The 25,854-nt window shown below is 50.6% G+C and carries 22 protein-coding genes; 13 read left to right on the top strand and 9 right to left on the bottom strand.

Annotated elements, in window-relative coordinates; translation table 11 throughout:
* Positions 1-65 precede the first annotated feature (65 nt).
* Both MPHASIOC01_RS21530 and MPHASIOC01_RS21525 read left to right on the top strand, forming a co-directional pair.
* Positions 66-2,843 carry a flavocytochrome c gene (locus MPHASIOC01_RS21530; RefSeq protein ID WP_353613269.1) on the top strand — a complete coding sequence of 926 codons (2,778 nt, stop codon included), beginning with the start codon at positions 66-68 and terminating at the stop codon, positions 2,841-2,843.
* Positions 2,844-2,909: 66 nt separating this feature from the next.
* Entirely contained in the window at positions 2,910-3,887 is a 978-nt protein-coding gene (locus MPHASIOC01_RS21525) for an FAD:protein FMN transferase (protein WP_353613268.1), read from the top strand.
* Positions 3,888-3,961: 74 nt separating this feature from the next.
* Here the strand turns inward: MPHASIOC01_RS21525 and dcuR are convergent, their stop codons facing one another.
* Both dcuR and MPHASIOC01_RS21515 read right to left on the bottom strand, forming a co-directional pair.
* Positions 3,962-4,681: a two-component system response regulator DcuR gene (gene dcuR, locus MPHASIOC01_RS21520; protein WP_064599054.1), complete on the bottom strand. Its 720-nt coding sequence runs from the start codon at positions 4,679-4,681 to the stop codon at positions 3,962-3,964.
* Positions 4,678-6,309, bottom strand: a complete 1,632-nt coding sequence (locus MPHASIOC01_RS21515; protein ID WP_064599056.1) for a sensor histidine kinase — start codon at positions 6,307-6,309, stop codon at positions 4,678-4,680. The genes dcuR and MPHASIOC01_RS21515 overlap by 4 nt, the downstream gene beginning before the upstream one ends.
* A 1,044-nt stretch (positions 6,310-7,353) precedes the next feature.
* Between MPHASIOC01_RS21515 and MPHASIOC01_RS21510 the strand changes: the two genes are divergently transcribed.
* The 3 genes from MPHASIOC01_RS21510 to MPHASIOC01_RS21500 all read left to right on the top strand — a co-directional run bounded on the left by MPHASIOC01_RS21510 (position 7,354) and on the right by MPHASIOC01_RS21500 (position 9,061).
* Positions 7,354-7,623 carry a hypothetical protein gene (locus tag MPHASIOC01_RS21510; protein WP_353613267.1) on the top strand — a complete coding sequence of 90 codons (270 nt, stop codon included), beginning with the start codon at positions 7,354-7,356 and terminating at the stop codon, positions 7,621-7,623.
* Positions 7,623-8,411, top strand: a complete 789-nt coding sequence (locus tag MPHASIOC01_RS21505) for a prepilin peptidase (protein WP_353613266.1) — start codon at positions 7,623-7,625, stop codon at positions 8,409-8,411. Before MPHASIOC01_RS21510 ends, MPHASIOC01_RS21505 begins: the two co-directional genes overlap by 1 nt.
* A gap of 290 nt (positions 8,412-8,701) precedes the next feature.
* Positions 8,702-9,061 carry a hypothetical protein gene (locus MPHASIOC01_RS21500; protein WP_064599064.1) on the top strand — a complete coding sequence of 120 codons (360 nt, stop codon included), beginning with the start codon at positions 8,702-8,704 and terminating at the stop codon, positions 9,059-9,061.
* Here the strand turns inward: MPHASIOC01_RS21500 and MPHASIOC01_RS21495 are convergent.
* On the bottom strand, positions 9,055-9,843 hold the full coding sequence (locus MPHASIOC01_RS21495) for a helix-turn-helix transcriptional regulator (protein WP_353613265.1): 789 nt from the start codon (positions 9,841-9,843) through the stop codon (positions 9,055-9,057). The two genes, MPHASIOC01_RS21500 and MPHASIOC01_RS21495, sit on opposite strands and share 7 nt — an antisense overlap.
* 114 nt (positions 9,844-9,957) lie before the next feature.
* Here MPHASIOC01_RS21495 and cfa point away from each other — a divergent pair, with 114 nt between their 5' ends.
* From cfa to gap, 3 genes are all read left to right on the top strand, one after another.
* On the top strand, positions 9,958-11,109 hold the full coding sequence (gene cfa, locus MPHASIOC01_RS21490) for a cyclopropane fatty acyl phospholipid synthase (RefSeq protein WP_064599068.1): 1,152 nt from the start codon (positions 9,958-9,960) through the stop codon (positions 11,107-11,109).
* 93 nt (positions 11,110-11,202) lie between these two features.
* Positions 11,203-12,198: a helix-turn-helix domain-containing protein gene (locus tag MPHASIOC01_RS21485; RefSeq protein WP_353614966.1), complete on the top strand. Its 996-nt coding sequence runs from the start codon at positions 11,203-11,205 to the stop codon at positions 12,196-12,198.
* A 65-nt stretch (positions 12,199-12,263) separates the two neighbouring features.
* On the top strand, positions 12,264-13,274 hold the full coding sequence (gene gap / locus MPHASIOC01_RS21480) for a type I glyceraldehyde-3-phosphate dehydrogenase (RefSeq protein ID WP_353613264.1): 1,011 nt from the start codon (positions 12,264-12,266) through the stop codon (positions 13,272-13,274).
* 30 nt (positions 13,275-13,304) lie between these two features.
* Here the strand turns inward: gap and MPHASIOC01_RS21475 are convergent, their stop codons facing one another.
* On the bottom strand, positions 13,305-14,213 hold the full coding sequence (locus MPHASIOC01_RS21475; protein WP_064599074.1) for a LysR family transcriptional regulator: 909 nt from the start codon (positions 14,211-14,213) through the stop codon (positions 13,305-13,307).
* 155 nt (positions 14,214-14,368) lie between these two features.
* On the opposite strand from MPHASIOC01_RS21475, the gene speB (MPHASIOC01_RS21470) reads away from it, so the two are divergent.
* The 4 genes from speB (MPHASIOC01_RS21470) to MPHASIOC01_RS21455 are packed head-to-tail and all read left to right on the top strand — an operon-like array spanning position 14,369 to position 18,711.
* Positions 14,369-15,334, top strand: a complete 966-nt coding sequence (gene speB, locus MPHASIOC01_RS21470; protein WP_353613263.1) for an agmatinase — start codon at positions 14,369-14,371, stop codon at positions 15,332-15,334.
* Positions 15,331-16,317 carry an agmatinase gene (gene speB / locus MPHASIOC01_RS21465; protein WP_353613262.1) on the top strand — a complete coding sequence of 329 codons (987 nt, stop codon included), beginning with the start codon at positions 15,331-15,333 and terminating at the stop codon, positions 16,315-16,317. Before speB (MPHASIOC01_RS21470) ends, speB (MPHASIOC01_RS21465) begins: the two co-directional genes overlap by 4 nt.
* On the top strand, positions 16,314-17,138 hold the full coding sequence (locus tag MPHASIOC01_RS21460; RefSeq protein ID WP_353613261.1) for an ABC transporter substrate-binding protein: 825 nt from the start codon (positions 16,314-16,316) through the stop codon (positions 17,136-17,138). Before speB (MPHASIOC01_RS21465) ends, MPHASIOC01_RS21460 begins: the two co-directional genes overlap by 4 nt.
* 37 nt (positions 17,139-17,175) lie before the next feature.
* The gene (locus MPHASIOC01_RS21455) at positions 17,176-18,711 is read left to right on the top strand and encodes an amino acid ABC transporter permease/ATP-binding protein (protein ID WP_353613260.1); all 1,536 of its coding nucleotides are present in this window, start codon (positions 17,176-17,178) and stop codon (positions 18,709-18,711) included.
* Here MPHASIOC01_RS21455 and MPHASIOC01_RS21450 read toward each other — a convergent pair.
* The 4 genes from MPHASIOC01_RS21450 to MPHASIOC01_RS21435 form a co-directional block, all read right to left on the bottom strand.
* A complete protein-coding gene (locus MPHASIOC01_RS21450; protein ID WP_353613259.1) occupies positions 18,680-19,228 on the bottom strand; it encodes a GNAT family N-acetyltransferase in 549 nt (182 codons plus the stop codon). The two genes, MPHASIOC01_RS21455 and MPHASIOC01_RS21450, sit on opposite strands and share 32 nt — an antisense overlap.
* A 102-nt stretch (positions 19,229-19,330) precedes the next feature.
* On the bottom strand, positions 19,331-20,572 hold the full coding sequence (locus tag MPHASIOC01_RS21445; RefSeq protein ID WP_064599083.1) for an MFS transporter: 1,242 nt from the start codon (positions 20,570-20,572) through the stop codon (positions 19,331-19,333).
* A gap of 46 nt (positions 20,573-20,618) precedes the next feature.
* A complete protein-coding gene (locus tag MPHASIOC01_RS21440; protein ID WP_064599085.1) occupies positions 20,619-21,077 on the bottom strand; it encodes a MarR family winged helix-turn-helix transcriptional regulator in 459 nt (152 codons plus the stop codon).
* A 234-nt stretch (positions 21,078-21,311) separates the two neighbouring features.
* Entirely contained in the window at positions 21,312-22,967 is a 1,656-nt protein-coding gene (locus MPHASIOC01_RS21435; RefSeq protein WP_064599087.1) for a methyl-accepting chemotaxis protein, read from the bottom strand.
* An 800-nt stretch (positions 22,968-23,767) separates the two neighbouring features.
* On the opposite strand from MPHASIOC01_RS21435, the gene MPHASIOC01_RS21430 reads away from it, so the two are divergent.
* Complete coding sequence (locus tag MPHASIOC01_RS21430; RefSeq protein WP_064599088.1) at positions 23,768-24,634, top strand: NAD(P)-dependent oxidoreductase; 867 nt, start codon at positions 23,768-23,770, stop codon at positions 24,632-24,634.
* Between the two features lie 67 nt (positions 24,635-24,701).
* Here the strand turns inward: MPHASIOC01_RS21430 and lpxC are convergent, their stop codons facing one another.
* Complete coding sequence (gene lpxC / locus MPHASIOC01_RS21425) at positions 24,702-25,658, bottom strand: UDP-3-O-acyl-N-acetylglucosamine deacetylase (RefSeq protein ID WP_353613258.1); 957 nt, start codon at positions 25,656-25,658, stop codon at positions 24,702-24,704.
* Positions 25,659-25,854: the final 196 nt, after the last annotated feature.

The raw sequence follows: 25,854 nt of genomic DNA, 5'->3' as shown, positions 1-25,854 counted from the left end.
AAAGAAAAATAAAACACCGGCAACAGAATTCAATTTTTAAAATTATGATCTTTGGAGCTGCTAATATGAACAGTGACGATAAAGTCTTGAGTCCATTTACGTTACCCAATGGCACTGTATTGAAAAACCGCCTGTTGATGGCGCCGATGACAACCTGTACCGGTTTTTATGATGGTACCGTCAATAGCGAACTGGTTGAGTACTACCGTGAACGTGCTGGTGCGATAGGTACAGTTATTGTTGAGTGCTGCTTTATTGATGACCGTGGCCTGGCGTTCCCTGGCGCTATTGGTATTGATAACGACAACAAAATCGAAGGCCTGGCAAAAATCGCGGAAGCAATCAAGAGCAGGGGTTCTAAAGCTGTTCTGCAGATTTACCATGGCGGCCGTATGGTTGAGCCAAAACTGATTGGTGGCCGTGCGCCGGTTGGCCCGAGCGCTGTCGCTGCACCTCGTGATGGAGCTGCCACACCAGAAGAACTGACCGCTGAAGAAGTGGACGGCATGATAACCAAATTTGGTGAGGGTGTCCGCCGCGCGATTCAGGCCGGGTTTGATGGCGTGGAAATTCACGGTGCCAACACTTATCTGATTCAGCAGTTCTTCTCTCCGAACTCAAACCTGCGTACAGATAAATGGGGCGGCAACCGTGATAACCGTGCCCGTTTCCCTATGGCTGTGCTGGAAATTACCCACCAGATGGTGCAGCAATACGCTGACCCGTCTTTTATTATCGGCTACCGCTTCTCACCAGAAGAACTGGAAGTACCAGGCATCCGTTTTGATGACACCATGTTCCTGCTGGAAAAACTGGCTGAACGGGGTGTAGATTACCTGCACTTCTCTGTTGGTTACACATTGCGTTCTTCCATTGTTGAAACCACAGACCCAACTCCGCTTATCGAGAAATATGTTGCCATGCGTTCTGAAAAACTGGCGCAGATTCCGGTAATGGGCGTAGGTGGCGTAGTGAATAGAGACGATGTGGATCTGGCTATGGAACATGGCTATGATCTGGTCGCTATTGGTAAAGCCTGCATTGCCTATCCGGACTGGGCAGACCGCATTGCGAAAGGCGAGAAACTGGATCTGTTTATCGACAGCACCAAACGTGAAGCCTTAACCATCCCGGAACCGTTATGGCGATTCTCACTGGTTGACGCCATGATTCGCGATATGAGCATGGCCTCCAAAAAATTCAAACCGGGTATCTTCCAGGAAAAAGTACAGGATGATGCCAATGAATTATTGATTAATGTCAGCCTGGAAACCGACCGTATTGTTGATATTGCCCTGGCGGATAACCCGGCGCTGGATGTTGAGTTCTCCACCAGTTTCGACATCATCCGCGAGCGTATTCTGGATGCCAACAGCCCGCACGTTGACGCGGTTACCGGTGCAACCACTCAGAGTGAAGCTGTGAAAAAAGCAGTTTCTAAAGCCATTGCCAAATCCTGTAAAGCACAGTTACTGGAAGAAGGGGGCGATGTTAACCAACCTCAGCATTACGATGTGGTAGTGGTAGGGAGTGGCGGTGCAGGTCTGGCGGCGGCCATTCAGGCATGTGATGAAGGTGCCCGAGTCCTGATTGTGGAAAAAATGTCCAGCATTGGCGGGAACACCATTAAAGCTTCTGTTGGGATGAACGCGGCAGAAACACGCTACCAGAAATTAAAAGGTATTGAAGACAGTAAAGAACTGTTCTACCAGGAAACGCTGAAAGGCGGGCACTTTAAAAATAACCCGGTTTTGCTGCGTGAATTTGTGGAACAGGCACCCCAGGCGATTGAATGGCTGGCAGAGCATGGTATCGAACTGAGCGACATCACCATTACTGGTGGGATGAGCATTGACCGTACTCACCGCCCGGCTGACGCGTCAGCCGTCGGGGGCTTCCTAATAAGTGGTTTGGTGAAAAACGTCAACAAACGCAACATTGATGTCATGCTGGACACTTCAGTAACCCAGATTCGTTACGAAAATGGCGCTGTCGCCGGAGTTGAGTTGTTGAATGACGAAAATGAATCTCTGGTCATCAACGCAAAAAGCGTCGTTGTGGCAACCGGTGGCTTCAGTGCTAACCGTGACATGGTGGTGAAATATCGCCCTGAACTGGATGGCTTTGTGACCACGAACCATAAAGGTGCGACAGGTTCAGGTATTGCCATTCTGGAAGCGATTGGCGCGGCTACTGTGGATATGGGCGAAATTCAAATTCACCCAACGGTTGAACAAACCACTTCTTACCTGATTTCTGAATCAATCCGCGGGGGTGGGGCAATTCTGGTAAGCCAGGCGGGTAACCGTTTCTTCAATGAAATGGAAACCCGCGATAAAGTGTCTGCGCAGATTATCGCATTACCGGAAAAATATGCTTACGTGGTGTTTGATGAACAGGTCCGTCTGAAAAACAAAGCGGCAGATGAGTATATCGCGCGCGGGTTTGTTGAAAGTGCTGAATCACCGCGTAAATTGGCCGATAAACTGGGTATGGATTACCACGCGTTCCTCGCTACACTGGAGCGTTACAATGTGTTTGTCGACAAACAGTATGACGAAGATTTTGGCCGTAAAACAGCAATGCGTCACCCACTGAACCAGGGGCCATTCTATGCGATTCGTATCGCCCCGGGGGTGCACCACACTATGGGTGGTGTGACAATTGATACCGATACTCAGGTTCTGGATGCCAGCAAAGCGGTACTGAAAGGTGCTTTTGCGGCCGGTGAAGTGGTTGGGGGTATCCATGGTGGTAACCGTATTGGTGGTAATGCGGTTGCGGATATTATCATCTTCGGTATTCTGGCAGGCCGTAACGCAGCACACAACGCGTTGCGCTAAACATCACTACGGTGCCTGCTGGCCTGGCAGGCACCGTATTTCTCCCGCAATACTGCAGGTGATGCTATGCCGCAAGAAGCTCATGTTTATTCTTACTCCGCCGTACTGATGGGCTCCCCCATTCTGTTAAAACTCTTTCAGCATAATGAACACCTGGCCCACCAGGTTTTTCGCCTGATCAAACACTACGAAAACCTGCTCACTGTTAACCGTTCACCCTCTGAAGTAATGAACATTAACCATGCTGCGGGTCTGCACCCGGTGGTGGTTAACCCGGCGGTATATCAGTTGATTAAGTGTGCTAAATCCGCAAGCCTGCTGCCCAACAGTGCTTTTAACCTCGCCATTGGCCCGCTGGTTAAATGCTGGAAAATTGGTTTTCAGGGGAGCAGTGTTCCCCCGGCGGACGAGATTAGCACGCGTTTAGCCCTAACCAGTCCTCACCAGGTGATACTGGATGATGAGCAACATAGCGTATTCCTTACTCAGGCTGGTATGGAACTCGACCTGGGGGCTATCGCGAAAGGGTATATCGCCGACCGGGTCAGGGATTTTCTTCACAGCCAGCAGGTTTTTCAGGGGCTGATTAACCTGGGCGGCAATGTTCAGACTCTTGGCGGAGCTTCACAAATGAGGGGTACGCCCTGGTCAGTCGGCCTGAAAAAACCGTTTGCCGGGCCAGATGACCTGATTGGCGTAATTGAAGTGGAAGGAAAGTCAGTCGTGACATCCGGTACTTATGAGCGCTGGTTTGAGTTTGCTGGCAAGCGTTATCACCATATTCTTGACCCGCGCACAGGGTATCCGCTGGATAACGAACTTCACAGTGTGACTATTGTGTCTGAAGACTCTGTTGATGGTGATATCTGGACTACATTGATATATGGCATGGGTGTGGAACAAGGTTGTGCCTGCCTGGCGAATAAACCGGGAATTGAAGCGATTTTTGTCACCAAAGACCGCAGAGTTGTCCTTTCATCACAGCAGTTATTTACGTTCACATTGCAGGACTCATCTTACCAACTGGCTCCACAAGGTAGTTGATACCTGCTGGCGTGGTTCCCCGGTAGCGCGCAATAACACGCGCACACCGGGCAAGTACGCATGGGCAAATACTGTTACTGGCAGTATTGCTTGAGTAATGCGTAATGTTCTGCCTGCAGTCGGTAACGGTAAACCGGGCGGCCGGTTACACCATAGTGAATACTGGTAAACAATATTTCGCTTTGCGCCAGCCAGATAAGGTATTTACGGCACGAAACGCGGGAAATATTCACGGCGTTTGCCAGTTCATCGGTAGAAAACTCATTACCCGGATGGGCGTCAATCCACAGGCAAATGGTACGCAGGGTTTGTGGTGTCAGGCCCTTTGGTAACCGTTTCGATTCGCTGTTTTGCTGGAGATTACCCCGAATCAACCTGTCCACATCCGCCTGCTCGTAATATTGCTGGTTATCCATCAAGTTTTTCTTCTGACGCCAGCCTGTCAGTGCTTCTTCAAACCGCGAGAACTGAAAGGGTTTGATCAGATAATCCACAACACCATAATTCAGTGATTTCTTGATATTGTCGGCATCGGCGGCGGAAGAAATCACAATCACGTCGATGGGGCGTTGTGCCTGGCGCAACACAGGTAACAGATCCAGACCATTGTCCTGCTGCATATAAATATCCAGCAGAATAAGGTCGATAGGTTGCTGCTTGTTGAGCACCAGTTCGCTGGCTTGTTGCAACGTTGAGGCTGTGGCGCAGCAGGTAAAACCGGGTACCTGGGCAACATAACAACGGTTCAGTTCCGCGACCATCGCATCATCATCGACTATCAACACATTGATCATGTGCTCATCCTCTTACCATCCCAGGGAAGTTGTACATAAAATTGAGTGTAAACACCGGGCTCTGATTCAACCGAAATGGAGCCACCGAGGTTTTCTGCTTGTTGCTTCGCGAGGAACAGCCCAACACCGCGTTCACTTCCCTTGGAAGAGAAACCTTTTTCAAAGATAGCCTGAACATTTTCGGGGGCAATACCAGGGCCATCATCACTCACTTCACATGAAAGCCAGCCTTCCTGGTAATGCAGTAATACACTGACTTCCCCTTCGGGTTGCCCCTGAAGTGCATCAAAGGCATTTTCAATCAGGTTGCCCAAAACAGTGATTAATACCGCGACCTGGTCTTCATTATCGTTATCCGGCATCAGACAATCTTCTGCCAGAGTAAGACGCAGGCCAGCGTCATGAGCACGGTTAATTTTCCCCAACAGAAAACCGACAATGACTGGCGATTTAATTTTTAACTGCAGTGAGCCAATTTCAGCCTGGTAGTTATTTGCGGTGCTGAGAATATAGTCTTCCAGCCGCTCATAACTCTTCATGTGCAGTAACCCCAGAATAACATGTAATTTATTCATGAATTCATGGGAGCGTTCTCGCAACGCATCGACATAGTTTACCATGCCGCTCAGTCGCTGCATTAACTGACTGACTTCGGTTTTGTCCCTGAAAGTACAAATTGCGCCAATAATCGTATTATTACTGTGCACCGGGACGGTATTACTCAGCAAAACACGGCCATTGAGCGTTATTTCCTGGTCCCGGAGCGGTTTGCCTGTTTGCAATACTTCACGTAACGTGGCAATAAGTGGCTGTGAATCGCTGATGTGGCCGGGTAGCGGTACATCAACGCTACTGGTGTCACGCAGCAGTTGCCGTGCGGTCTGGTTGATTAAATTGACATGGGCCTGGTCATCAACAGCGATAACCCCTTCTTTAATAGACTGCAACATGGCCTGGCGTTGTTCAAACAATGTCGAGATCTCATAGGGTTCAAGGCCAAACAAAATGCGTTTCAGCATCCGTACCAGGCACCAGATACCAATGGCACTGATTAATGCACCGAACAGTGCGGTCCAGACAATGCTCCAGCGGCTGTGATTAATTTGCGCTTTTACTTTATCGAGGGAAATACCTATCGCTACTACGCCAATCTGTTGGTGCTGGCTATCATAGACCGGGGTATATACTCGTACCGCTTCACCCAGCACACCATGGTTAACCGAGACATTCTCATTACCCACTAACGCCGTGTTAATGTCATTGCCAATGTAGTGGTGACCAATGGCGTCTTTGTTTGGGTGGGAGTAACGAATACCATCCATATTGGTAATCACGACAAACAACAGGTCATTACGTTTGCGAATGGCTTCCGCCAGGGGCTGTATTTGCCGGGTTTGTGGTGGCAGTAATAAAGCCTGCTGGACCTGTGGCGAATCTGCCAGTGTGCGGGCGACAGCCATAGCTTTGTCTTCCAGCCCATCACGCGTGGCATCGCTTATCTGAAAAAAGTAGAGCAGGTGGACCACCAACAATAATGGAATAATGACGGCGCTCACCATCAAAATGACGGATGTGCTCAGCTTCATTGGCCGCTTGCGAGCTGTGCGGGGTTGCTGCGAGTCGCTCATGGGCACCCTTAACACAAAAAAATCAGGTGATTATTATCGCTTGCTGAGGTTATTTGTAAATATCCGATTCTCTTTGATAATGCATTTATGATGATAAATCAGATGTTGCTCTGTTCTTTGTTGAATTGCGGCGAAAAATGTGCCTTTAGCGGGTTATGAAAAATGGATACTGCGGGATTTGAGAGCGAGAATCATTGCCTTGATTAGCACCTTTAAAACGTTATGGGATTATTTGTTGAATACAGATTTTAAACGGGCAGTATTCAGGCAGGTTAACTATTGTTATGTATTATTATGATGAGCTTATATCTATTGGTTTGTTGGGTTTTATCCATTTTTTTGTTGGTGTGAGTGGGTTTTCAGAACGAATCCTGAAATGTTAATTGGTTGTTCTGTTCAGGTTGAATATAAGGTTTGTTGTATTTCGTACCAGTAGTGTGAATTTTTGCCTGCCTTCTTTTAATGGTTTTTTATTATTTTTAGCTGTTTTACGGTACCAGTTCCAAATTTTTCAGTGAATTGTAAATTGAGATGCGGTAATTGCGTTGCAGGTGTTATTGTTCGCCCGCCAGTGCGAATCCGGTAGCCCTTCAATATGGAGCGCCCGTTTATGTACTACCAGGCCTGAGCGTGATTACGTCGCAGGGGCGCTTTGCCCGAGAATTCTGGAATGAAGCGCGTACTCAGTCATCAACTCCCTGGCGAAATGTAGTCAATAAAAGAAAAAGTTTTTCATACAGAATATCAATGTATTCATGGTAATATTTTTGTTGCTGTTTGGTGTGGCGGGAAAATAGCATCTCTGCTGTTTTTTTGTCTTTCTTTTTTTCGTGGCTAATGATTGTCTGGTTGTTTCTCAATATAACTGTGTTCACCCGCGCATTCATGATTCCGGTAAAATGAATTATGGGTGGTTTCACTGGTATGGGTTACAGAGCATGTATTCATGTTTTTCTATTGTGCGTTACAAACAGGAAATACACCTTCTGCCCATAGTTGCCAACTGTGTGCAGGGTGAGGCAGTATTAATATTCAGGAGGCAAAATGGAATTCGTTCCGAAATTAAGTGTTCAACCAGAAAATAGTACAATGGGAAATATTATTCAGAGTACGCTGCCGACTTTATTGTGTGCATATCAGCTATGCGGTTCAGCACTATGTTATACACAGCGTACCACCAGGTTAGTGATAACAGCCGGTTACGAAATCGTCGCGCTGCATGAAAATAGCGCACAGTACTATGGTGAAACCGCAGCAGTAACGAATGCCTGTATTGATGTTGTGCTGGTACCTCATTGTGAGGGACTTCGTTAATGGCCATTGAACTGTTTTCATTTCCCTTTATTGCCTTACTGGGCGCCAGTGCCGGGAGTGTGGTGAATGTTTTGCTCTGGCGTATCCCAATAATGCTGGAACAACCCCATAACCGTGATTTTAACCTCTGCCTGCCCCGTTCACACTGCCCGCTGTGCAAAGCCCCTGTTGCCTGGTATTACAATGTGCCGGTATTGGGCTGGCTATTGCTGAAAGGGCGCACTGCCTGTTGTCTGCAACCTCTGGCCTGGCGTTATGTGCTGACCGAGTTGTCGCTGGCGGCGATTTCACTGTGGCTGGCCTGCCTGTTGACCAGTCAGGTTTTGCTTGCTGCTGGCGTACTGTTATCAGCGTTACTGGCCGCACTGTTGTTGACAGATTTACAGCATATGTTACTGCCCGACATGCTTACACAGCCCTTACTGTGGAGTGGGCTGTTACTGGCGCTTTCCGGTGCCGGGCCGGTTAGCCTGGAATTAGCCCTGGCAGGCGCGGTAACAGGGTATTTAGCTTTATGGCTGCTGTACTGGGTTGTGCTGCTGGTACGTAATAAAGAAGGGATGGGCCATGGGGATTTTAAACTGCTGGCGGCGCTCGGAGCATGGTGTGGCTGGCAAATGCTTCCGTTCATTTTGCTGGGGGCGGCATTGCTGACTTTGGTGTTTATGCTGGTGGCGTACGCCATGAATCAGCGTTCACTCCACCAGGCCGTTCCTTTTGGGCCGGGGCTTGCGGTGAGTGGCTGGCTGGGCTGGTTACAGGCCGTTCACCTGCCATTTTTCTGGTAAACGCTGTGGTTTACTACGGCCTGGCAGGGGGACAGGCCTGGGTAATCTTCCTGCCTGATGTACCGGGTTTACTACACAACACTGCAGTTATCGGGTGATATTGTCCGTTAATCTATAACATCTGTCTTAGTGGCGTAATAACGGACAACGCGTTTTGATGGATAATCAGACAACTGCTCGTTTTCCATGGCGTGGCTGGCTAATAGCGCCGGTCTGTGCCGTTTTCGTTGGTTGCTTTACATTTATCTGCGGTAACACGCAGATTTGGCAACAGTTGTGGAGACTTCCTGATGTACGACTCAATTGACCAGTTGTTTTCCCGTGCTGAAAGTTTACTGGCTGCGGGTATGCACCGCCGTGCCGCACGTTTGCTGCGTGATATCGCCACCTCTCCTGAAACCCCTGATTCCGCCCGTAAACGCGCATGGCATATGATAGGCGAACCACAAATCTCGGCAGATGAAAAACGCCGCCAGGGGATAGAGAAAGCGTTGCAGGCAGCCCAACGGCGCCAGCAACTGGTGGATGACCGCCAGCTTGTGATAGCTTACTTCAACCAGGGGTACAGTGCTCCCGAGGTACAGAGCATGACCGGGCGTTCAAAAGCATTTGTTGCCGCCTGGCATAAAAAATGGGCGAGCCTTCAGTAACGCGAAGGTGGAACACCAAACATTTGGCGAAACGCATATGTAAAGGATGCGATGCTGGAATAGCCTAAATCCAGTGCCACCTGAGTCACACTATGGTTGTTTTTTAGTAAAATAACGGCGTCCAGTAAGCGCATTTTCTGTTTCCATTCACTGAATGTAATACCGGTTTCTTTTTTGAAGCGCCGGGAAAAAGTGCGGACAGACATGCCACAGTGCGCTGCCCATTCATCAATAGTATGGGCGTGCCCGGGTTCAGCCTGAATAGCCCGGCACACCTGCATAATTGCCGGGGAAGCAGGCCAGGCAAGCGAAAAACCGGCATCAGGCAATTTTTCCAGCAAGTGGAGCAATACCGTAACCAACATGCCATTTGGCCCGGTTTCTTCATAATGCGCCGGAACATGAGTTGTCGCATGGTGAATAAATTCCCGCACAAAATGGCTCACCACCACCACATGGCAACTGGCGTGGTTCAGTGCGATTTTCCCTGGCGAAATGTACAAACTTTCTAATTGGGTATCACCGCTGGCCTGCACCTGGTGCGGTGTATTTTGTGGGATCCAGATACCATGAAATACCGGCACAAATAGCGTTCTGCCATCCACCTCAACCCGCATTCCGCCTTTACGCGCGTAAAGAAACTCAACAAACCCATGCTGATGCTGAGCAACATAGTGGTTGTTGGGTATCGGGTAACTGCGGAAATACACCGGCCGGGGGAGGTGGGTGATTTCTGCCACACGGGTAGCGGCTGCGTCTTCAACTCTGGCAGGGCGTGGCATCGCAAGGTTGTCCTGTATTCGATATAAATTGTCTTTGCATGGTAATACCTGCCATGAATGAATTCCATAAAATAATCAGACGACTAACCTTTCAAACATCTGCAGGAAACCAGAATGAGTCATACCTCTCTCGCGGTGGAGTCTTCCACGCAACGTGATGCCTGGTGGCGTATTGCCGAAACACTACTTGATGAAGCCGGTATCACAATTAATGGTTCGGGGGCTGCGGATATCCAGGTAAAAAATCCCAACGTATTTAAGCGCATATTGCAACAAGGATCCCTTGGTCTGGGGGAAAGCTATATGGATGGCTGGTGGGAGTGCGAACGTCTTGACCTCTTCTTTACCCGTATTCTTAACGCCGGGCTGGACACTAAAATTCCTCACCACCTGAAAGATGTATTACGTATTTTATGGGCGCGGACAGTCAATCTCCAGTCACGTAAACGGGCGTGGATTGTGGGCAAAGAACACTATGATTTGGGAAATGATCTGTTTACCCGCATGCTCGATCCCTTTATGCAATATTCCTGCGGGTACTGGAAAACAGCCACTGATCTTGCCAGTGCCCAGCAAGCGAAACTGCGCCTGATTGGTGAAAAACTACAATTGCGCCCGGGAATGAAAGTGCTGGATATTGGCTGCGGTTGGGGCGGGCTGGCCGAATTTCTTGCCCGGGAATATGGTGTGTCCGTGTACGGGGTCACCATTTCCCGTGAACAACAGGCACTGGCGCAACAGCGCTGTGCTGGCCTGGACGTGACTATCCTGCTCAAGGATTACCGCGACCTGAACGAACAGTTCGACCGCATTGTTTCGGTTGGGATGTTTGAACATGTTGGCCCGAAAAACTATGCCACCTATTTCTCCGTTGTGGCCCGCAATCTCAATCCTGACGGGTTATTCTTATTGCATTCTATTGGTTCTAATAAAACGGATATGAATGTTGACCCGTGGATTAATAAATACATCTTTCCCAACGGTTGCCTGCCATCTGTGCGCCAAATAGCAGATGCCAGCGAACCCCATTTTGTGATGGAAGACTGGCATAACTTTGGCCCGGATTACGACAAAACGCTCATGGCCTGGTACCAGCGTTTCCTCACTGCCTGGCCAGAGATTGCCAGCAACTATTCTCCACGTTTTAAACGAATGTTCACCTATTACCTTAATGCCTGTGCCGGGGCTTTCCGCTCCCGTGACATTCAGTTATGGCAGGTGGTGTTCTCTCACGGCACTGAAGGCGGGTTGCGCGTACCGCGTTAATTCGGTACTGCCGGTAGTTGCAGGGCGTTGTCTGAATTTGTTTACTGGTTATAATTAGTGACCAATCCAGTTACCATAACGCCCTGGCTGCCAATGAACTCAGTGCTGATTATTGTTCCCGATGGGGGCATGTTATTTGAATCTGTCGGGGTAACCGACATCCTGATGCAGGCGAACGAACGTAATGCCTGTAGTGACCTGGCGCAAGCGCCATATCAGGTCACTATTGCCACGACCCAAATGCATAAAGCAGTGCATGGCCGATCCGGGCTGACATTGCTGGCTGATGCCCGGCTGACGGAACTGGATCCCCGGGAAAAGCGCGGTACGATAATGGTCACCGGGCGTGGTGTGGATGCAGAGGAAGATGATGCAGTTGCCAGCTGGTTACGCATGGCGGCTCCGTATACACAACGTATCGTCTCTGTGTGTGGTGGCGCGTTATTACTGGCGATGGCGGGTGTGTTGAACGGGCGCCGGGCAACAACTCACTGGCGGCTGCTGGATTACATGGCGCAAACCTGGCCGGATATTACCGTTGAGCGCGGGCCAATATATGTCCATGACGGCCCGGTGTGGACATCAGCCGGTGTCAGCTCTGGCTTTGATCTCACACTGGCACTGGTGGAAGCGGATATGGGGCATGCCATTGCCCGTGAAGTGGCTCAGGATATGGTGATGTACCTGCGCCGCCCGGGTGGGCAAAGCCAGTTCAGCCGCTACCTGCCAGCCAGAGCCGCAAAGCCGGGGCCAATCCGGGATTCACAGGACTGGATTCAGAGCAACCTGGCTGAAAACTTATCAGTGGAAAAGCTGGCGGAATCTCTGGCAATGAGCCCGCGTAACTTCAACCGGGTATTTTTACGGGAAACGGGCACCAGCCCGGCAAAATATGTTGAGCATGTCCGGCTGGATGCTGCCCGGGAATACCTGGAACGAACGCGTGAAGGGATTGAGCAAATCGCATTACAGACTGGTTTTGGTTCAGGAATCAACTTACGCCGCGTCTTTGAACGCCATTTACAGGTTGCCCCCACGACTTACCGCGAACGCTTTTATGCCAGCACGATGGCTGAAATTGATCGTTAAATGTCATATTCGCCAGTCGCCGTACTCAGTACAGTAGTTAACAGAAACTGACTGAGGAGGTATTTATGGTTAAGGTAGGCATTAACGGATTTGGGCGTATTGGCCGCAATGTACTGCGCGCGGCGCTTGGCCAGGATGATTTCAATGTCGTCGCAATTAACGACCTCACCGACAGCGCCACTCTGGCGCATTTACTCAAATACGACTCCCTGATGGGGAAATTTCCGGTCAGCGTGGAACCCGAAGGTGATAACTTGTTAGTTGGGGGCAAACCCATTCGGGTTTTTGCCCACCGCGACCCGGCAGAGATCCCCTGGCATTCACTGGATGTGGATATAGTCATTGAAGCCACTGGCTTTTTTACCGAAAAAAGCAAAGCAGAAGTGCATGTCACTCACGGCGGCGCTAAACGTGTGATTATCTCGGCACCAGGAAAAAACGATGACATCACCATTGTGATGGGGGTAAACGACACCCAGTACAACCCAGAAAAGCATATCGTGGTCAGTAACGGCAGTTGCACCACCAATGGCCTGGCTCCCGCAGTCCAGGTCCTGAACCAGGCGTTTGGTATTGAACATGGCATGATGAACACCACGCATGCTTATACCAACAGCCAGGCACTGCACGACCAGCCGGAAAAAGATTTGCGTGGTGCCCGTGCCGCTGCGTTGTCTATCGTGCCGTATTCCAGTGGCGCGGCAAAAGCAATTGGCAGGGTTATCCCAGAGCTTGATGGTCGGCTTACCGGGTATTCTTTACGGGTGCCGGTGCCTGTAGTCTCAATTGTCGACTTGAGTGTGAACCTGAAACGGGATGTCACTGTGGAAGAAGTGAACGCCGCTTTTCGGGCTGCCGCCAGTGAAGGGCCGCTGAAGGGGATCCTCGGCTACAGCGATGAACCTCTGGTGTCCAGTGATTACCGGGGCGACCCGCGCTCTTCCATTATTGACGGGCTGTCTACCCTGGTTATTGGTGGACGCATGGTGAAAGTGCTTGCCTGGTATGACAACGAATGGGGTTTTTCAAACCGCCTGGTCGACCTGGCGCTGATGATGGCGCGCCTTGGGTTATAACGGGTTTATCCTCGCTTTATCCCGGTGCATTCAGTGCCGGGATTTGCTATTTTTCGCAGAATTTCTCAGCAAATCACGTACTGTTCGTATCAATATCTCTTTACTGCGCCCACGGCGGAAAATCAGGGAAAAGGGAGCCTGATAACCATAATCGGTGGGTAACAGTGCCCGCAACCGTTGTTGCTTTACCCAGTTCAGTGCGTAATGTTCTGGTAAATACCCAATATATTTTCCCGAGAGGATCAGCATCAGTTGTGCTTCCATACTCTCCACGCTGGCAAGGCTCTGTTTAAACCCTTTCTTACCCAAATCTGCCGCACTCCAGTAACTGCGTGTGACCATACGCATCTGGGAAATATGCGCCACTGTAGGGTGGCGAACCGTAAATAATTCATGTTGATCACTGCAATACAACCAGTGTTGTTCACGGTATAACGGGTGTGAGACCACACTGTTGCCTTGCAGAGAAAAAGTGCCAACAGCAATATCGAGTTCATTATTCAGAATGCCGTGTAACAGCGCATTCGGGTTTTTGATCTGCAGGTTAAGGTGAACCAGGGGAAACAGTTCACTGAACCGGGCAATAGCTTTACTGGCAGGAAGCATTGGGTCGGTAATCGTGGAGTCAATAATGCCCAGGTTTAGAGTGCCACTTTGTTCTCCACGCAGTGACGCCGTGTAGCGGTCAAAATTTTCCAGTGTGTTCAGTAACGTCATACTCTGCTGTAAAAAGGCTTCACCTTTGGTTGTCAGCGCAAACCCGCCTCGCCCCCGGCGGCACAGCACAAACCCCAGCTTATCTTCCAGCTCACTCATGTAATTACTGATAGCCGATACAGTTAAATTCAGCTCCCCCTGGGCATTGGCAAACCCCTGGTGTTTGGCCACAGTGACAAAAATATGCACCAACCGAAGATTGGGGAATTTCCCTGCAGCCATAAGCGATTACCTCTGTTTTATTCCATCAATTAGTTTCCCTTTTTCTAAACTAATTTTTTGCTTTTTGCTATTTTTTCATCCTTTCTCCCTGATGCACTATTTCCAGACACACCGGGGGCAGGGTTGCCTGCTCCGCTAACCAGGAGAAAGTGCTCATGGAGAAAGTGTATAACCAACCGCAGGGTGGCAATGAAATGCCACGCTTTGCAGGGCGTGGCACCATGCTACGCCTGCCTTTCTGCGACAGCCCTGCTGGCCTTGATGTGGCATTTGTTGGGATCCCTCTGGACGCCGGGACTTCACAACGTGCCGGAACCCGCTACGGGCCACGTAATATCCGCAATGAATCCGTGATGATTCGCCCGTACAACATGGCAACCGGAGCGGCACCTTTTGATTCTTTGCAGGTTGGTGATATTGGCGATGTGCCAATTAACACCTACAGCTTACTGAAATCTGTCGACATCATTGAAGATTTTTATACCCGTCTTAACGACTGGCCGCTTATCCCCCTCACTCTGGGCGGTGACCACACGTTAACACTGCCCATTCTGCGCGCACTGGCGAAAAAACATGGCCCGGTGGGGCTGATTCATGTTGATGCCCATACCGACACCAATGATGACATGTTCGGCGAGAAAATCGCTCACGGCACCACTTTCCGCCGGGCGGTAGAAGAGGGCTTGCTGGATTGCCAGCGTGTTGTGCAAATCGGGCAACGTGCCCAGGGCTATGCCAGTGGTGATTTTCAGTGGGGGGTAGACCAGGGGTTCCGGCTGATCCCGGTTGAGCAGTGCTGGCATAAAAGCCTGTCACCCCTGATGGCGGAAGTTCGCCAACTGATGGGCGCGGGCCCGGTGTACCTCTCTTACGATATAGACAGCATTGACCCGGCCTGGGCACCTGGCACTGGTACTCCGGAAGTTGGCGGGCTCAGCGCCATTCAGGCACTGGAAATTGTTCGTGGTTGCCGGGGGTTAAACCTGACTGGCTGCGACCTGGTCGAAGTCTCCCCCCCTTACGATATTAGCGGTATGACTGCACAACTTGGCGCCAACTTGCTGTACGAAATGCTGTGTGTGTTGCCCGGAGTGCGTTATCAAGGAGAAACACGTCTGTGAATACGTTAACTTCAACGGATTATCCGCAGCCCCAAAGTGGCGATATTCCCCGTTACAGCGGGCTGCCGACCTTTTTTCGCCTGCCATTTGGCGCACAAATTGCATCGCTGGATATCGGTGTGGTGGGCGTGCCCTGGGATGGCGGTACCACCAACCGGGCGGGAACCCGCCACGGACCACGCGAATTACGTAATGCCTCAAGCCTGGTACGCCGGGTTCATCCGGTGACATACCAGTCACCCTATGACCTGGCAAGAGTGGGGGATCTGGGCGATGTGCAGGTTAACCCGGTCGATGTGCAGGACAGCCTGGCGCGGATCGAAAACTATTACCGTACTCTGTATCAGCAGCAGGTAATGCCACTGACAGCCGGCGGCGATCACCTGACCACACTGCCCATTCTGCGGGCGCTGGGGCGGGAACAGCCAGTGGGCATGATCCATTTTGATGCGCATTCCGATACCAACGATACCTATTTTGGCGGTGAACGCTTTACCCATGGCACACCGTTTCGCCGTGCGGTGGAAGAGGGTGTGCTTGATCCCCAACGCACAGTACAAATTGGTATTCGCGGCGCGCTGTTCAGTGAACATGACCACGACTGGGCCCGGGCCAACGGCATCACCATTATTCCCATGGAACAAGTGGCGCAAGAAGGTATGCAAACCGTAATGGAGCGGGCCAGAGCCATTGTCGGGATGGAACCGACCTATATCAGTTTCGATATTGACGTGCTGGACCCGGTCTATGCACCCGGTACCGGTACGCCAGAAATCGGTGGAATGACCACGCTTCAGGCACAGCAGGGTGTGCGCCTGTTGCAGGGGTTGAACTTAGTGGGCGCTGATGTGGTGGAAGTGGCACCGCCTTTTGACCAGGGCAACCTGACCAGCATGACCGGTGCCACCATGATGTTTGAATTACTTTGCCAGCTTGCCGGTGCGCATCATCGGCGAATGACTTCTACAGGAGCAATGCGATGACTCAGGCTGTTTCTCTTCGTGGTGTATGTGTGGCTCTGGCGTTAATGGCGGGCCTGGGCACGGTTTCTTCAGCAGTCAGTGCGGCCGATGGCACGCTGAAACCGGGGGTATTAAAAGTGGGGATGGAAGTGGCTTACCCGCCGTTTGAATCCTGGCAGGACAACAAAATTGTTGGGTTCGATGCTGAGCTGGCGCAATTACTCAGCCAGCAAATGGGCTTACAACTGCAACTGGCAGATACCAAATTCAGTGGACTGATCCTCGGGCTGAATGCCGACCGCCATGACACAGTCATTTCCGCACTGTATATCACGCCAGAGCGCACAGCTCAGGCCGATGCCATTCCTTATGCCGACACCGGCGCGTACATCATGGTGCGTAATGACAGCACCATTGCACCAAAAACAGAAAAAGACCTGTGTGGCGTAACAGTAGGGTTGCAGCAGGGGACATCCTGGGTGAAAAAACTGCGTGAGCTTTCAGACAGCTACTGCAAAACCAGCGGTAAAGGCACCATTACGGTGAAAGAGTTCCCTACCGCGCCGGAAACCATGCAGGCTTTGCTGGCAGGCCATGTTCAGGCTCAGGTGGATATCGCCGGTGCAGTCAGCATGTTTGCTGAACGCAGCCATGGCCGGGTGAAAATCACGTCACCCGACACCATTTACCCGCAAACCCTGGGTATCTATGTGAAAAAAGGCAATGACGCGCTGAAAGCCAGCCTGACTAAGGCCCTGGCTACTCTGCGCCAGAATGGAGAATACGCCGCATTACTGAAAAAGTATGCCCGTTACGGCATTACGGATACCCAGACCCGCTAATGGCAGGTGGTGTTAACCGGACAGGAGAGAGCAGCATATGACATTTAACTGGGCCTATTTCTTTTCACTTTTTTCGATGAATGCGTTTTGGCAGGCCTGTGTCACCGTGGTCGAATTAAGCGTGCTCTCCTGGCTGGCGGGCCTGGTACTGGGCTTTCTGATGGCCAGTGCCCGGCTGTCCGGGCCGGCCTGGCTGAAAAGTATCAGCCAGGTCTATATCTGGTTATTTCGCAGCGTACCTCTGCTGGTGCTGGTGGTGTTTGTCTATAACCTGCCGCAACTGTTCCCCGGCACAGGTGCTATTTTAGGCAACGCCTTTGTGGCTGGCCTCATAGCAACCGTGCTGGTGGAAACCGCGTATATGGCGGAAATCCACCGTGGCGGGTTGCTCTCGGTGGCGAAAGGGCAGCACGAAGCGGGCCATGCTCTGGGGTTTGGCTATGTTGGCATTCAGCGCCTGGTGGTTATTCCACAGGCACTACGCATCGCGCTGCCATCTCTTATCAATGAATTTATTACCATTGTGAAGCAAACCTCTCTGGTGTCGGTTATCTCATTGCCTGAACTGCTAATGACCGGCCAGCGGTTATATGCTGAAAACTTTCTGGTGATGGAAACCCTGGCGGCAGTGGCGGTTTACTATGTATTGATAGTCTCGGTCTTCAGCTTATTGTTCCAGCTTGTTGAGCGTCGGGTTAACGTGCAGGCTAAAACACCACAAACCCTGGCCGACGAACAGCTTGCCGCGTTACGTGAACAGGCTCAGCCTCTGGCATTGCGCCAGCCAGCAATACAACACGGCAGCCCTGATGCGCTGTTAATGAAGGATATTCATAAAGCCTGGGGGCAGCATGAAGTACTGAAAGGCGTAGAACTACGGGTTGCACCCGGTGAAGTAGTCAGTGTGATTGGTCCGTCGGGTTCGGGAAAAACGACATTAATTCGCACCATTAATGGCCTGGAAAGTCTGGATAAAGGTGAGGTGGTGTTATTCGGTGAAGGGTTTATTCAGGCAGGCAATGCCCGCAACCGTAAGGCTGAACAACAAGGTATTCGCCGTATTGGTATGGTTTTTCAGGGGTTTAACCTGTTTCCCCACTACACTATTTTGCAAAACGTGATGCTGGCTCAGCGGTATCACCACCAACCCGAAAAAGAAACAGTACGCCGTGCCCAGGCGCTGTGGTTGCTGGATAAAGTGGGGTTGCTGGCGCATGTGGATAAGTACCCGCACCAGTTATCCGGTGGGCAGCAACAACGTGTGGCGATAGCCAGAGCACTGGCGTTGTCGCCGGATATCATGTTGTTTGATGAACCGACTTCGGCACTGGATCCGGAACGCGTGGGTGAAGTGCTGAAAGTGATCAGTGAGCTGGCCCGGGAAGGCATGACAATGGTTATTGTTACGCACGAGATGGATTTTGCCCTGGCCATTTCGGACCGGGTGATACTCATGAACCAGGGGAATATTCAGGCCGATGCCACACCGGCCCATATTCGTTGTGGAGAGCACAGCCCCGCTTTACAACGCATTCGCCAGTTTATGGGTGTGAATGCGGCTGAAGTGGCCTGAAGTTTTCTTCATAAAGACGGTACTCACAATCATCGTAATAGTGGCCATTCAGTAAATAGCTCTCTTTGGTCACTATTTCACAGCGAAACCCCACCTTTTCCAGCAACTGAATGGAAGCCTGGTTTTCTCTGAGTGCCAGTGCACTGATTTTCTTTATGCCGGGCAGATTGAGAGCAAACTGGCATACCGCAGACAGGGCTTCATATGCATAGCCTTTTCCCCGAACGTGTGGCAACAGGCTGTAACCTACAGCCGCCGCATCGGGCACCAGTCTGTTGATATTCAGGCCAATATCGCCTACCGCCTGAGGGTTGTGCTGTTCACGAATAATAAAATAGCAGCCCGGTTCCTGGTTCAGCAGGCGCTCAAAACTCTGGCGAATACCGTCTTCATTATCAATTTCCGCCATGTATTTCATGACGTCCGGGTTCTGGCGCAGCGCCAGGTAAAACGGCCAGTCATTGGCATTAAGGGGGGTCAGGACCAGGCGTGCGGTGAAAAGTTCGTTTTTCATCATGGCAATTACATATGGCAGAGTAGTGGGATGCAAAAAAAACGCTGTCACCATACCACGTTTGCCCGGTTGTTGGTCTTGTGTTGTTGTGGTGTCCCGGTTTTTTTAGGGCACATCGTGAGTTGTGGTGGAAAGTTGCGCCCTGTGCTGGCGTAACCAAACCACAATGCCAATTACTGCGGCGATGATACCCGCTGCAGCACCAATTCCCATGGCACTGCGCGCACCATAGTTGTCTGCGACCCAGCCCGCAATAGGCGCGCCGATTGGCGTCCCACCCATGGCAATACAGATACGCAACGCCATAACCCGTCCACGCATGCTGGATTCAGTCGTCAGTTGCACCAGACTGTTGGAGGTATTCATAAAAGTCAGTGACGCAACCCCGGTTATGCCCAGCATCGCGGCAAACCACCAGTAACCTGGGGATACAGCAGCCAGAATACAACCTATACCGAAAAAACCGGCACCCAGAATTAAGGTGGTGAAACGTGGCCGTTCGCGCCCGGCACACATCAGTGCGCCCAGCAGCGTGCCACAAGCCATCACCGAGGAGAGCAAACCAAAACCACGGGCATCGGTATGAAATACACTGACAGCCATTGTCGAAATATAAATCGGGAAGTTAAGGCCGAATGTGCCAATAAAAAACAGCATCAGCAGAATGGCTTTCAGATCAGGCCGGCCTTTAACATAGCGCAGCCCTTCAACAAAATTGCCTTTCTTGCGTGCTGCCCGCACCTGGGGGTAGAGCTTATCTGCCTGCAGAAACAGCAGTGAAATCAGCACAGCGATAAACGACAGCCCATTTAGCGCAAACGCCCAGCCGGTACCTACGGCGGCAATCACCAGCCCGGACACGGCAGGGCCAATCATCCGCGCCGAATTAAACGAGGTAGAGTTGAGTGCTACTGCATTGGGTAAATCGTTATCGCCAACCAGTTCGGCAACAAAAGTTTGCCTGGCCGGGGCATCGAAGGCATTGGCTGTGCCAAACAAAAATGCGAAGACATAAACATGCCATAACTGAACCAGTCCGGTAATGGTCAGTACTCCAAGCCCCAGGGCCAGGATGCCCATAATCGCCTGTGTGGTCAGCAATAACTTACGCTGATTAAAGTAATCCGCTGCAAAACCGGTCCACGGCAGGAACAATAACGGTGGGGCAAACTGCAATGCCATGACGACGCCAACGGCTGACGCATTATGGTTCGTGAGTTGCGTCAGGACTATCCAGTCCTGCGCCACACGCTGTACCCAGGTGCCAATATTTGACACAAAGGCACCGCAGGCCCAAATACGGTAATTGGTATTGCGAAATGAACGAAAAATCGTGGTGACTGACATAGCGACCTGCGGTTAGCACATAGTTTCTGGGGAGAAGGCCGGTTGATTATTTCCCGTTACTGGCATCATCGGTCAGCCGGTTAATCAGGCTGATGGCCTGGGAAAGCGTTTCTTGCTCATCCTCACTGAGAGACGCTGAAATCGAACGGGTTAACCAGTCCTTACGCAGTGCCCGGCGGGGCATAACCCACGCATACCAGGCATCAGTAAGCGAAAGTAATGTCTGTCGCCCGTCATTGGGGTCCGGATTGCCTGTGATAAACCCCGCTGCCATCAGGCTGTTGACAATGGCCGCCATCGATTGTGGGCGAATACCTTCAGAGCGCGCCAATGCTGAAACGGTTTCTGCACCCTCATTCTCCAGGTGGTGTAGCACGGCAAGTTGAGAGGCGGAAAGTTCACTCAAGGTGGACTGCTGGCGCAACCGGCGACGGAGTTTGCGCATAGCAGTTTGCAGGGACTGAGCCAGAATGGCGCTTTGTTCTGAAGGGATGGATGTATTCATATGCAGTTCATTGCCAGCCAGCTGTGTTCTTAATTCGTCAAATTACAGGCCTGCTGGCAGCGACCTGTCAGTTGAAGTATCTACAGCTAAACTGTACAGCTAAACTGAAAAGTTTTCCTGTGTAAAAAAACAAAACCGCACGGAATGCCCAATGTGGTTTTTTACGAACCTTATAAAAAAGCCGGGAAACCTGTGAATTTCCCGGCAACGCTCTGCGTTATTTACTGCTTATTATTAGAATGTTTCCCAGTTTTCCCCGGTGTTGGCGGTAAGCGCCTTCACGCTCTGGGACGGTTTTAGCGCCGGCTTTCTCACTTCAGAATTCGCTTTTGGGGTATAGCTGCTGCCCAGGTCAAACACCGCAATGGCGCCTGTCAGGTGTTCTGCTTCCATCTCCAGGGCAGCGGCACTGGTGGCGGCCTGTTGCACTTGCGCAGCGTTTTGTTGAGTGACGCTATCCATCTCATTCATCGCCTGGCTGATTTGGTCGATACCTCGGGTCTGTTCATCTGAAGCGACAGATATTTCACCCATCAATTCCCGTACCCGGCTAACAGAGGTAATGATGGTTTCCATTGCTTTACCTGCTTCCTGAACCTGGCCCACGCCAGTAGTCACACGGTTGACAGATTCACTGATTAAACCTTCTATCTCTTTGGCGGCCTGTGCGCTGCGCTGTGCCAGAGAGCGTACTTCACTGGCGACGACGGCAAAACCACGCCCTTGTTCACCCGCTCTGGCAGCTTCGACTGCGGCGTTCAGTGCCAGAATATTGGTCTGGAACGAGATGCTGTTAATTACGCTGGTGATATCCGCAATTTTGTGTGAGCTCTCAGAAATTCCTGCCATGGTTTTCACCACTGTGCTGGTAATTTCACCCCCTTTTTGGGCCACACTTTGTGCTTCATCGGTTAACTGGCATGCCTGGTGAACATTTTCCGCGTTGTTTTTTACCGTGGAAGTCAGTTCTTCCATACTCGCTGAAGTTTGTTGCAATGCTGCTGCCTGCTGGTCGGTACGGCCAGAGAGTTCTTCATTACCTTTACGGATATGGCTGGTACTGGTGTAAATGGTGCCAGAGCTGTCACGGATTACTGTCACTGTATTGCGCAGACTCTCTTGCATGCTACGGATGTAAGGGATCAGCTGCCCTGCGCAGTTGCGGCCAAAGTCATCGATGTTATGTTGTAACTGGCCTGCGGTTAAGCGCTCCAGGTGCTTCTTGATGATGCCTACAGGGCGCACCAGATAAGCCACCAGGTAACGGTCTGTCAGAAACAGGGTAATAATGCCTGCCACCAGGGCACTCAGCAGAATAAAGCGGTTGCTGTTAATGTGCGACTGAGCTTGCTGAACAGTACTGTCAGCCTGAATCGCTTTGGTGTATTTCTCGGCGGTTACGCCAAACTGTACACTCAGCGGCGGATAAACCTGGCGAAATGTCTGGCGGAAAGCATCCAGATTATTCGCTTCAGCGTTTTGTAACATGGGCGCGATGGTGTTGAGCAGGGCTTCCCAATCATGAACCATGTTCTGGACCAGTGCTTCATCTACGCCCGGGTGTTGGCTTTGGCGAAACTCAGCCAGCATATCCTGAGTGATTTTCAGTGCCTTGCCTGCTGAGGCGAAGGTTTTCTCTGCATCTGCAACATCACCGGACTGACGGAAGTCAACCGCACGTAACATCCGCGTCATGGTGCGGAAATACTGGTCGTTACCTTTTACCAACATGGCGTAGGTTTTTTTCTGCACCATGGTTTGGTCAAGTAGTTGATTAATATCACTGAAGTTTTTCAGTGTTGATGTTGCCGCCACACCCCAAATCAATGTGAACAGGGCAAGGATGATCAACAACATTTTTCTGATAGTAATATCTTTTAAGATCTGCATAATTGGCTCCGGATAATCAGTGTGGTTATCCACAGTTAAGGATAATGGCCAACATGAGACTGGCTTTGCGTTATTTGAAATTCAGTTTCAAAAAATATCCTGTCATTTGTTACGCAGAGTATTACAGCTACAATTAAGCCAGGCACAGGTTTTGGTAAAACAGTTAAGACATAATTAAATAAATAAGAAAACTTTAATACTGCAATTACACTCGGCGTTTATCGCCTTGTTGTATAATTTATTATATACGTGTAATTACTTAAAATAGTCTTAAGCTATTGCTGAAATTTAATTTACTGCGTTATTAAAAAATAATTATTGTTATTTTTTTATCTTTTAAATTAGTGACTTGTAATTATGTTTGGTGATTGTGGTTAATTAAAAATACCTCGTTGTGGGTAGTGTAATAATACCTTATTGATGCATTTATATTGGCGTAATTTAGATGGGGTTATTCTGTTTTTTTTGTCGTGTTTTACTTAACTTAAATTTCGGTGTTTTATTGGGGCTGGTTGGTTATTGTTTATTGTAAAATAAATCAATAATGCCTGTATCTGGTTTGGTTCAGGTATCTTCCTAACGCTCTGGGAGAATTCAGCCTGCTTTATTTACGTACCATGCTAATAATTTGTCTGATTAAGGCAATTCATACTTGCAACCAGGATGAATAAAGCGTCAGATACCTTAGCCCATTTAGCCGGCGCGGGGCGAGCCTGACAGCAACAGGCAACCGGCATTTCCCGGCGGTTCCCTCCCGTACCAGTCACCGCCGCGTATAGAATCTTGAAAAGGTAACCATCATGGCGAAAGTGACATTTCTTGGCACCGGGGCAATGGGCAGCCGCATGGCAATGAACTTACTGAAAGCCGGGCATGATGTAACGGTGTGGAACCGTACTCCGGAAACCGCTGCTCCACTGGTTGATGCCGGGGCCGGCCAGGCTTTCACGCCACGAGAAGCCGTTGCACAGGCTGGCGTGATAATTTCGGTATTACGCGATGATGAGGCTTCACGGGAAGTGTGGCTTAACCCGGAATGGGGCGCACTCGCGGGAATGCCGGCCAGTGCCATCGCTATTGAAAGTAGTACGCTGACTGTGTCCTGGGTGCGAGAGCTTGCTCAGATAATGTCTTCCCGTGACCGCCCGTTTCTTGAGGCTCCGGTTTCAGGGTCGCGCCCTCAGGCTGATAATGCCAGCCTTATCTATTTTGTGGGCGGCTATGAAGGCTATGTGGATCATGTCCGCTCTTTATTATTACAAATGGGGTCCGATGTATTTTATGTCGGGAGCCATGGTGCCGCGGCAATGAGTAAGCTGGCGACCAATACGTTGCTGGGAGTACAGGTTGCGGCGCTGGCTGAAACTATTGCTATCCTGATTCGTGAAGGGGTGGATGTCGCCCGGGTACTGGATGCCGTCGCGGGCACGGCTTCCTGGAGCCCAATGGCTGGCCGGGTTGCGCAGTCTATGCTTACACAGCAGTTTGCACCGTTGTTTCCGGTTGAGCTGATAGAAAAAGACCTGGATTACATGTTGCGCTCGGCCGACGAAGAAGTTACGGAAATGCCCGCCATCAGCGGTGCGCGTGATGCGTTCCGTAAAGCCATGGCGCAAGGCCTGGGTGAAGAGGATATGAGCGGCGTGGTGCGTTTATTTGTGAAGTAAATCGCGCCTGAGCGGCTATCATACCGATGCGACCTGCCAGGACAGAAGCCTGCCTGGCAGGTAAACATTAATGGTGTGTGGTGAATGCCAGAGATGGGAAACTGGAGCGCGTAACCGCTGGCACTGCACGGTAATTTTCTTGCCCGTTAACCCCCGGATCCTCGCTGGTAATCAGTGTCCAGGCGTTGGCCGTATCCAGCACCGCACAAATCAGGGCATTATTCAGTGCATGGCCTGATTTATACGCACTGAAATGACCCAGCAGGTTGTGCCCACCGGCAAACAGGTCGCCCACCGCATCCAGCATTTTATGGCGTACCAGTTCGTTCGGGTAACGCAGGCCATCCGGGTTTACTACCGTAAATTCATCCAGACCAATGGCGTTGTCCAGGCTTGCTCCCAGGCTCAGGCCCTGTTTCTGCAAGTATTCAATATCTTTGATAAAACCAAAAGTACGGGCGCGAGACAGTTCAGCCACATAGCGTTCTGGGGTGAGTTGTAGTGCAAACTGACAAGTATCGGCAGCAATAGCCGGGTGGTTAAACTCAATAGTGAAATCCAGACTAAAACCGGTGCCTGGTTCCAGCATGGCCCACTTGTCACCATCGGTAACTCGTACGGGTTTGGTAATTTTCAGGAAGGATTTTGCTTCCTGTTGGTCCTGAACCCCGGCCTGAAGCAGCAGGTACACGAACGGGTTGGAACTCCCGTCCATAATCGGTACCTCGGCGGCATCCAGTTCGACATACAGGTTATCAATGCCTAATCCGGCAATGGCCGACGAGATGTGTTCGATAGTCGAAATGCGTACACCGTTATCATTGAATAAATTGGTGGCGAGAACGGCGTCTTTAATCCGATGCGCGCGTAACGGAATCTCTTCTACCGGGGAAAGATCGACACGACGAAACACAACACCTGTATTGACTGGTGCCGGAGAAAGTTTCATATGCACTTTTTTCCCACTGTGCAGACCAATCCCAGTGGTTTCAATATGCTGACTAATTGTTTTTTGTTTTAACATAGCAGTTTGGCGATGCACGAAAATGTCATTATACGCAATTAAGGATATCCCTGGGAACATCACTTTTTCAGTGGCGTACAATAACCACCAGGCCTGTACAGGGTTACCCGCCGGAGCAGTAAGAATAGGGCATGATTATGAGGGAAATTTGCAGTGAGTGCGTAAATTGTGCCACTTTTTTGCCAGGGTTTCATAA

It is taken from the genome of Mangrovibacter phragmitis (assembly GCF_040429585.1).
Lineage (GTDB): Bacteria > Pseudomonadota > Gammaproteobacteria > Enterobacterales > Enterobacteriaceae > Mangrovibacter > Mangrovibacter phragmitis.
Note: the sequence above shows the minus strand (reverse complement) of the source record. Positions and strands in the feature narration are given on the sequence as shown.

Excerpts from the sequence above, each read along its gene's own strand:
- MPHASIOC01_RS21530 (WP_353613269.1), top strand. The coding sequence starts at position 66 with ATGAACAGTGACGATAAAGTCTTGAGTCCATTTACGTTACCCAATGGC.
- MPHASIOC01_RS21525 (WP_353613268.1), top strand. The coding sequence starts at position 2,910 with ATGCCGCAAGAAGCTCATGTTTATTCTTACTCCGCCGTACTGATGGGC.
- dcuR (WP_064599054.1), bottom strand. The coding sequence starts at position 4,681 with ATGATCAATGTGTTGATAGTCGATGATGATGCGATGGTCGCGGAACTG.
- MPHASIOC01_RS21515 (WP_064599056.1), bottom strand. The coding sequence starts at position 6,309 with ATGAGCGACTCGCAGCAACCCCGCACAGCTCGCAAGCGGCCAATGAAG.
- MPHASIOC01_RS21510 (WP_353613267.1), top strand. The coding sequence starts at position 7,354 with ATGGAATTCGTTCCGAAATTAAGTGTTCAACCAGAAAATAGTACAATG.
- MPHASIOC01_RS21505 (WP_353613266.1), top strand. The coding sequence starts at position 7,623 with ATGGCCATTGAACTGTTTTCATTTCCCTTTATTGCCTTACTGGGCGCC.
- MPHASIOC01_RS21500 (WP_064599064.1), top strand. The coding sequence starts at position 8,702 with ATGTACGACTCAATTGACCAGTTGTTTTCCCGTGCTGAAAGTTTACTG.
- MPHASIOC01_RS21495 (WP_353613265.1), bottom strand. The coding sequence starts at position 9,843 with ATGCCACGCCCTGCCAGAGTTGAAGACGCAGCCGCTACCCGTGTGGCA.
- cfa (WP_064599068.1), top strand. The coding sequence starts at position 9,958 with ATGAGTCATACCTCTCTCGCGGTGGAGTCTTCCACGCAACGTGATGCC.
- MPHASIOC01_RS21485 (WP_353614966.1), top strand. The coding sequence starts at position 11,203 with ATGAACTCAGTGCTGATTATTGTTCCCGATGGGGGCATGTTATTTGAA.
- gap (WP_353613264.1), top strand. The coding sequence starts at position 12,264 with ATGGTTAAGGTAGGCATTAACGGATTTGGGCGTATTGGCCGCAATGTA.
- MPHASIOC01_RS21475 (WP_064599074.1), bottom strand. The coding sequence starts at position 14,213 with ATGGCTGCAGGGAAATTCCCCAATCTTCGGTTGGTGCATATTTTTGTC.
- speB (WP_353613263.1), top strand. The coding sequence starts at position 14,369 with ATGGAGAAAGTGTATAACCAACCGCAGGGTGGCAATGAAATGCCACGC.
- MPHASIOC01_RS21460 (WP_353613261.1), top strand. The coding sequence starts at position 16,314 with ATGACTCAGGCTGTTTCTCTTCGTGGTGTATGTGTGGCTCTGGCGTTA.
- MPHASIOC01_RS21455 (WP_353613260.1), top strand. The coding sequence starts at position 17,176 with ATGACATTTAACTGGGCCTATTTCTTTTCACTTTTTTCGATGAATGCG.
- MPHASIOC01_RS21450 (WP_353613259.1), bottom strand. The coding sequence starts at position 19,228 with ATGATGAAAAACGAACTTTTCACCGCACGCCTGGTCCTGACCCCCCTT.
- MPHASIOC01_RS21445 (WP_064599083.1), bottom strand. The coding sequence starts at position 20,572 with ATGTCAGTCACCACGATTTTTCGTTCATTTCGCAATACCAATTACCGT.
- MPHASIOC01_RS21440 (WP_064599085.1), bottom strand. The coding sequence starts at position 21,077 with ATGAATACATCCATCCCTTCAGAACAAAGCGCCATTCTGGCTCAGTCC.
- MPHASIOC01_RS21435 (WP_064599087.1), bottom strand. The coding sequence starts at position 22,967 with ATGCAGATCTTAAAAGATATTACTATCAGAAAAATGTTGTTGATCATC.
- MPHASIOC01_RS21430 (WP_064599088.1), top strand. The coding sequence starts at position 23,768 with ATGGCGAAAGTGACATTTCTTGGCACCGGGGCAATGGGCAGCCGCATG.
- lpxC (WP_353613258.1), bottom strand. The coding sequence starts at position 25,658 with ATGTTAAAACAAAAAACAATTAGTCAGCATATTGAAACCACTGGGATT.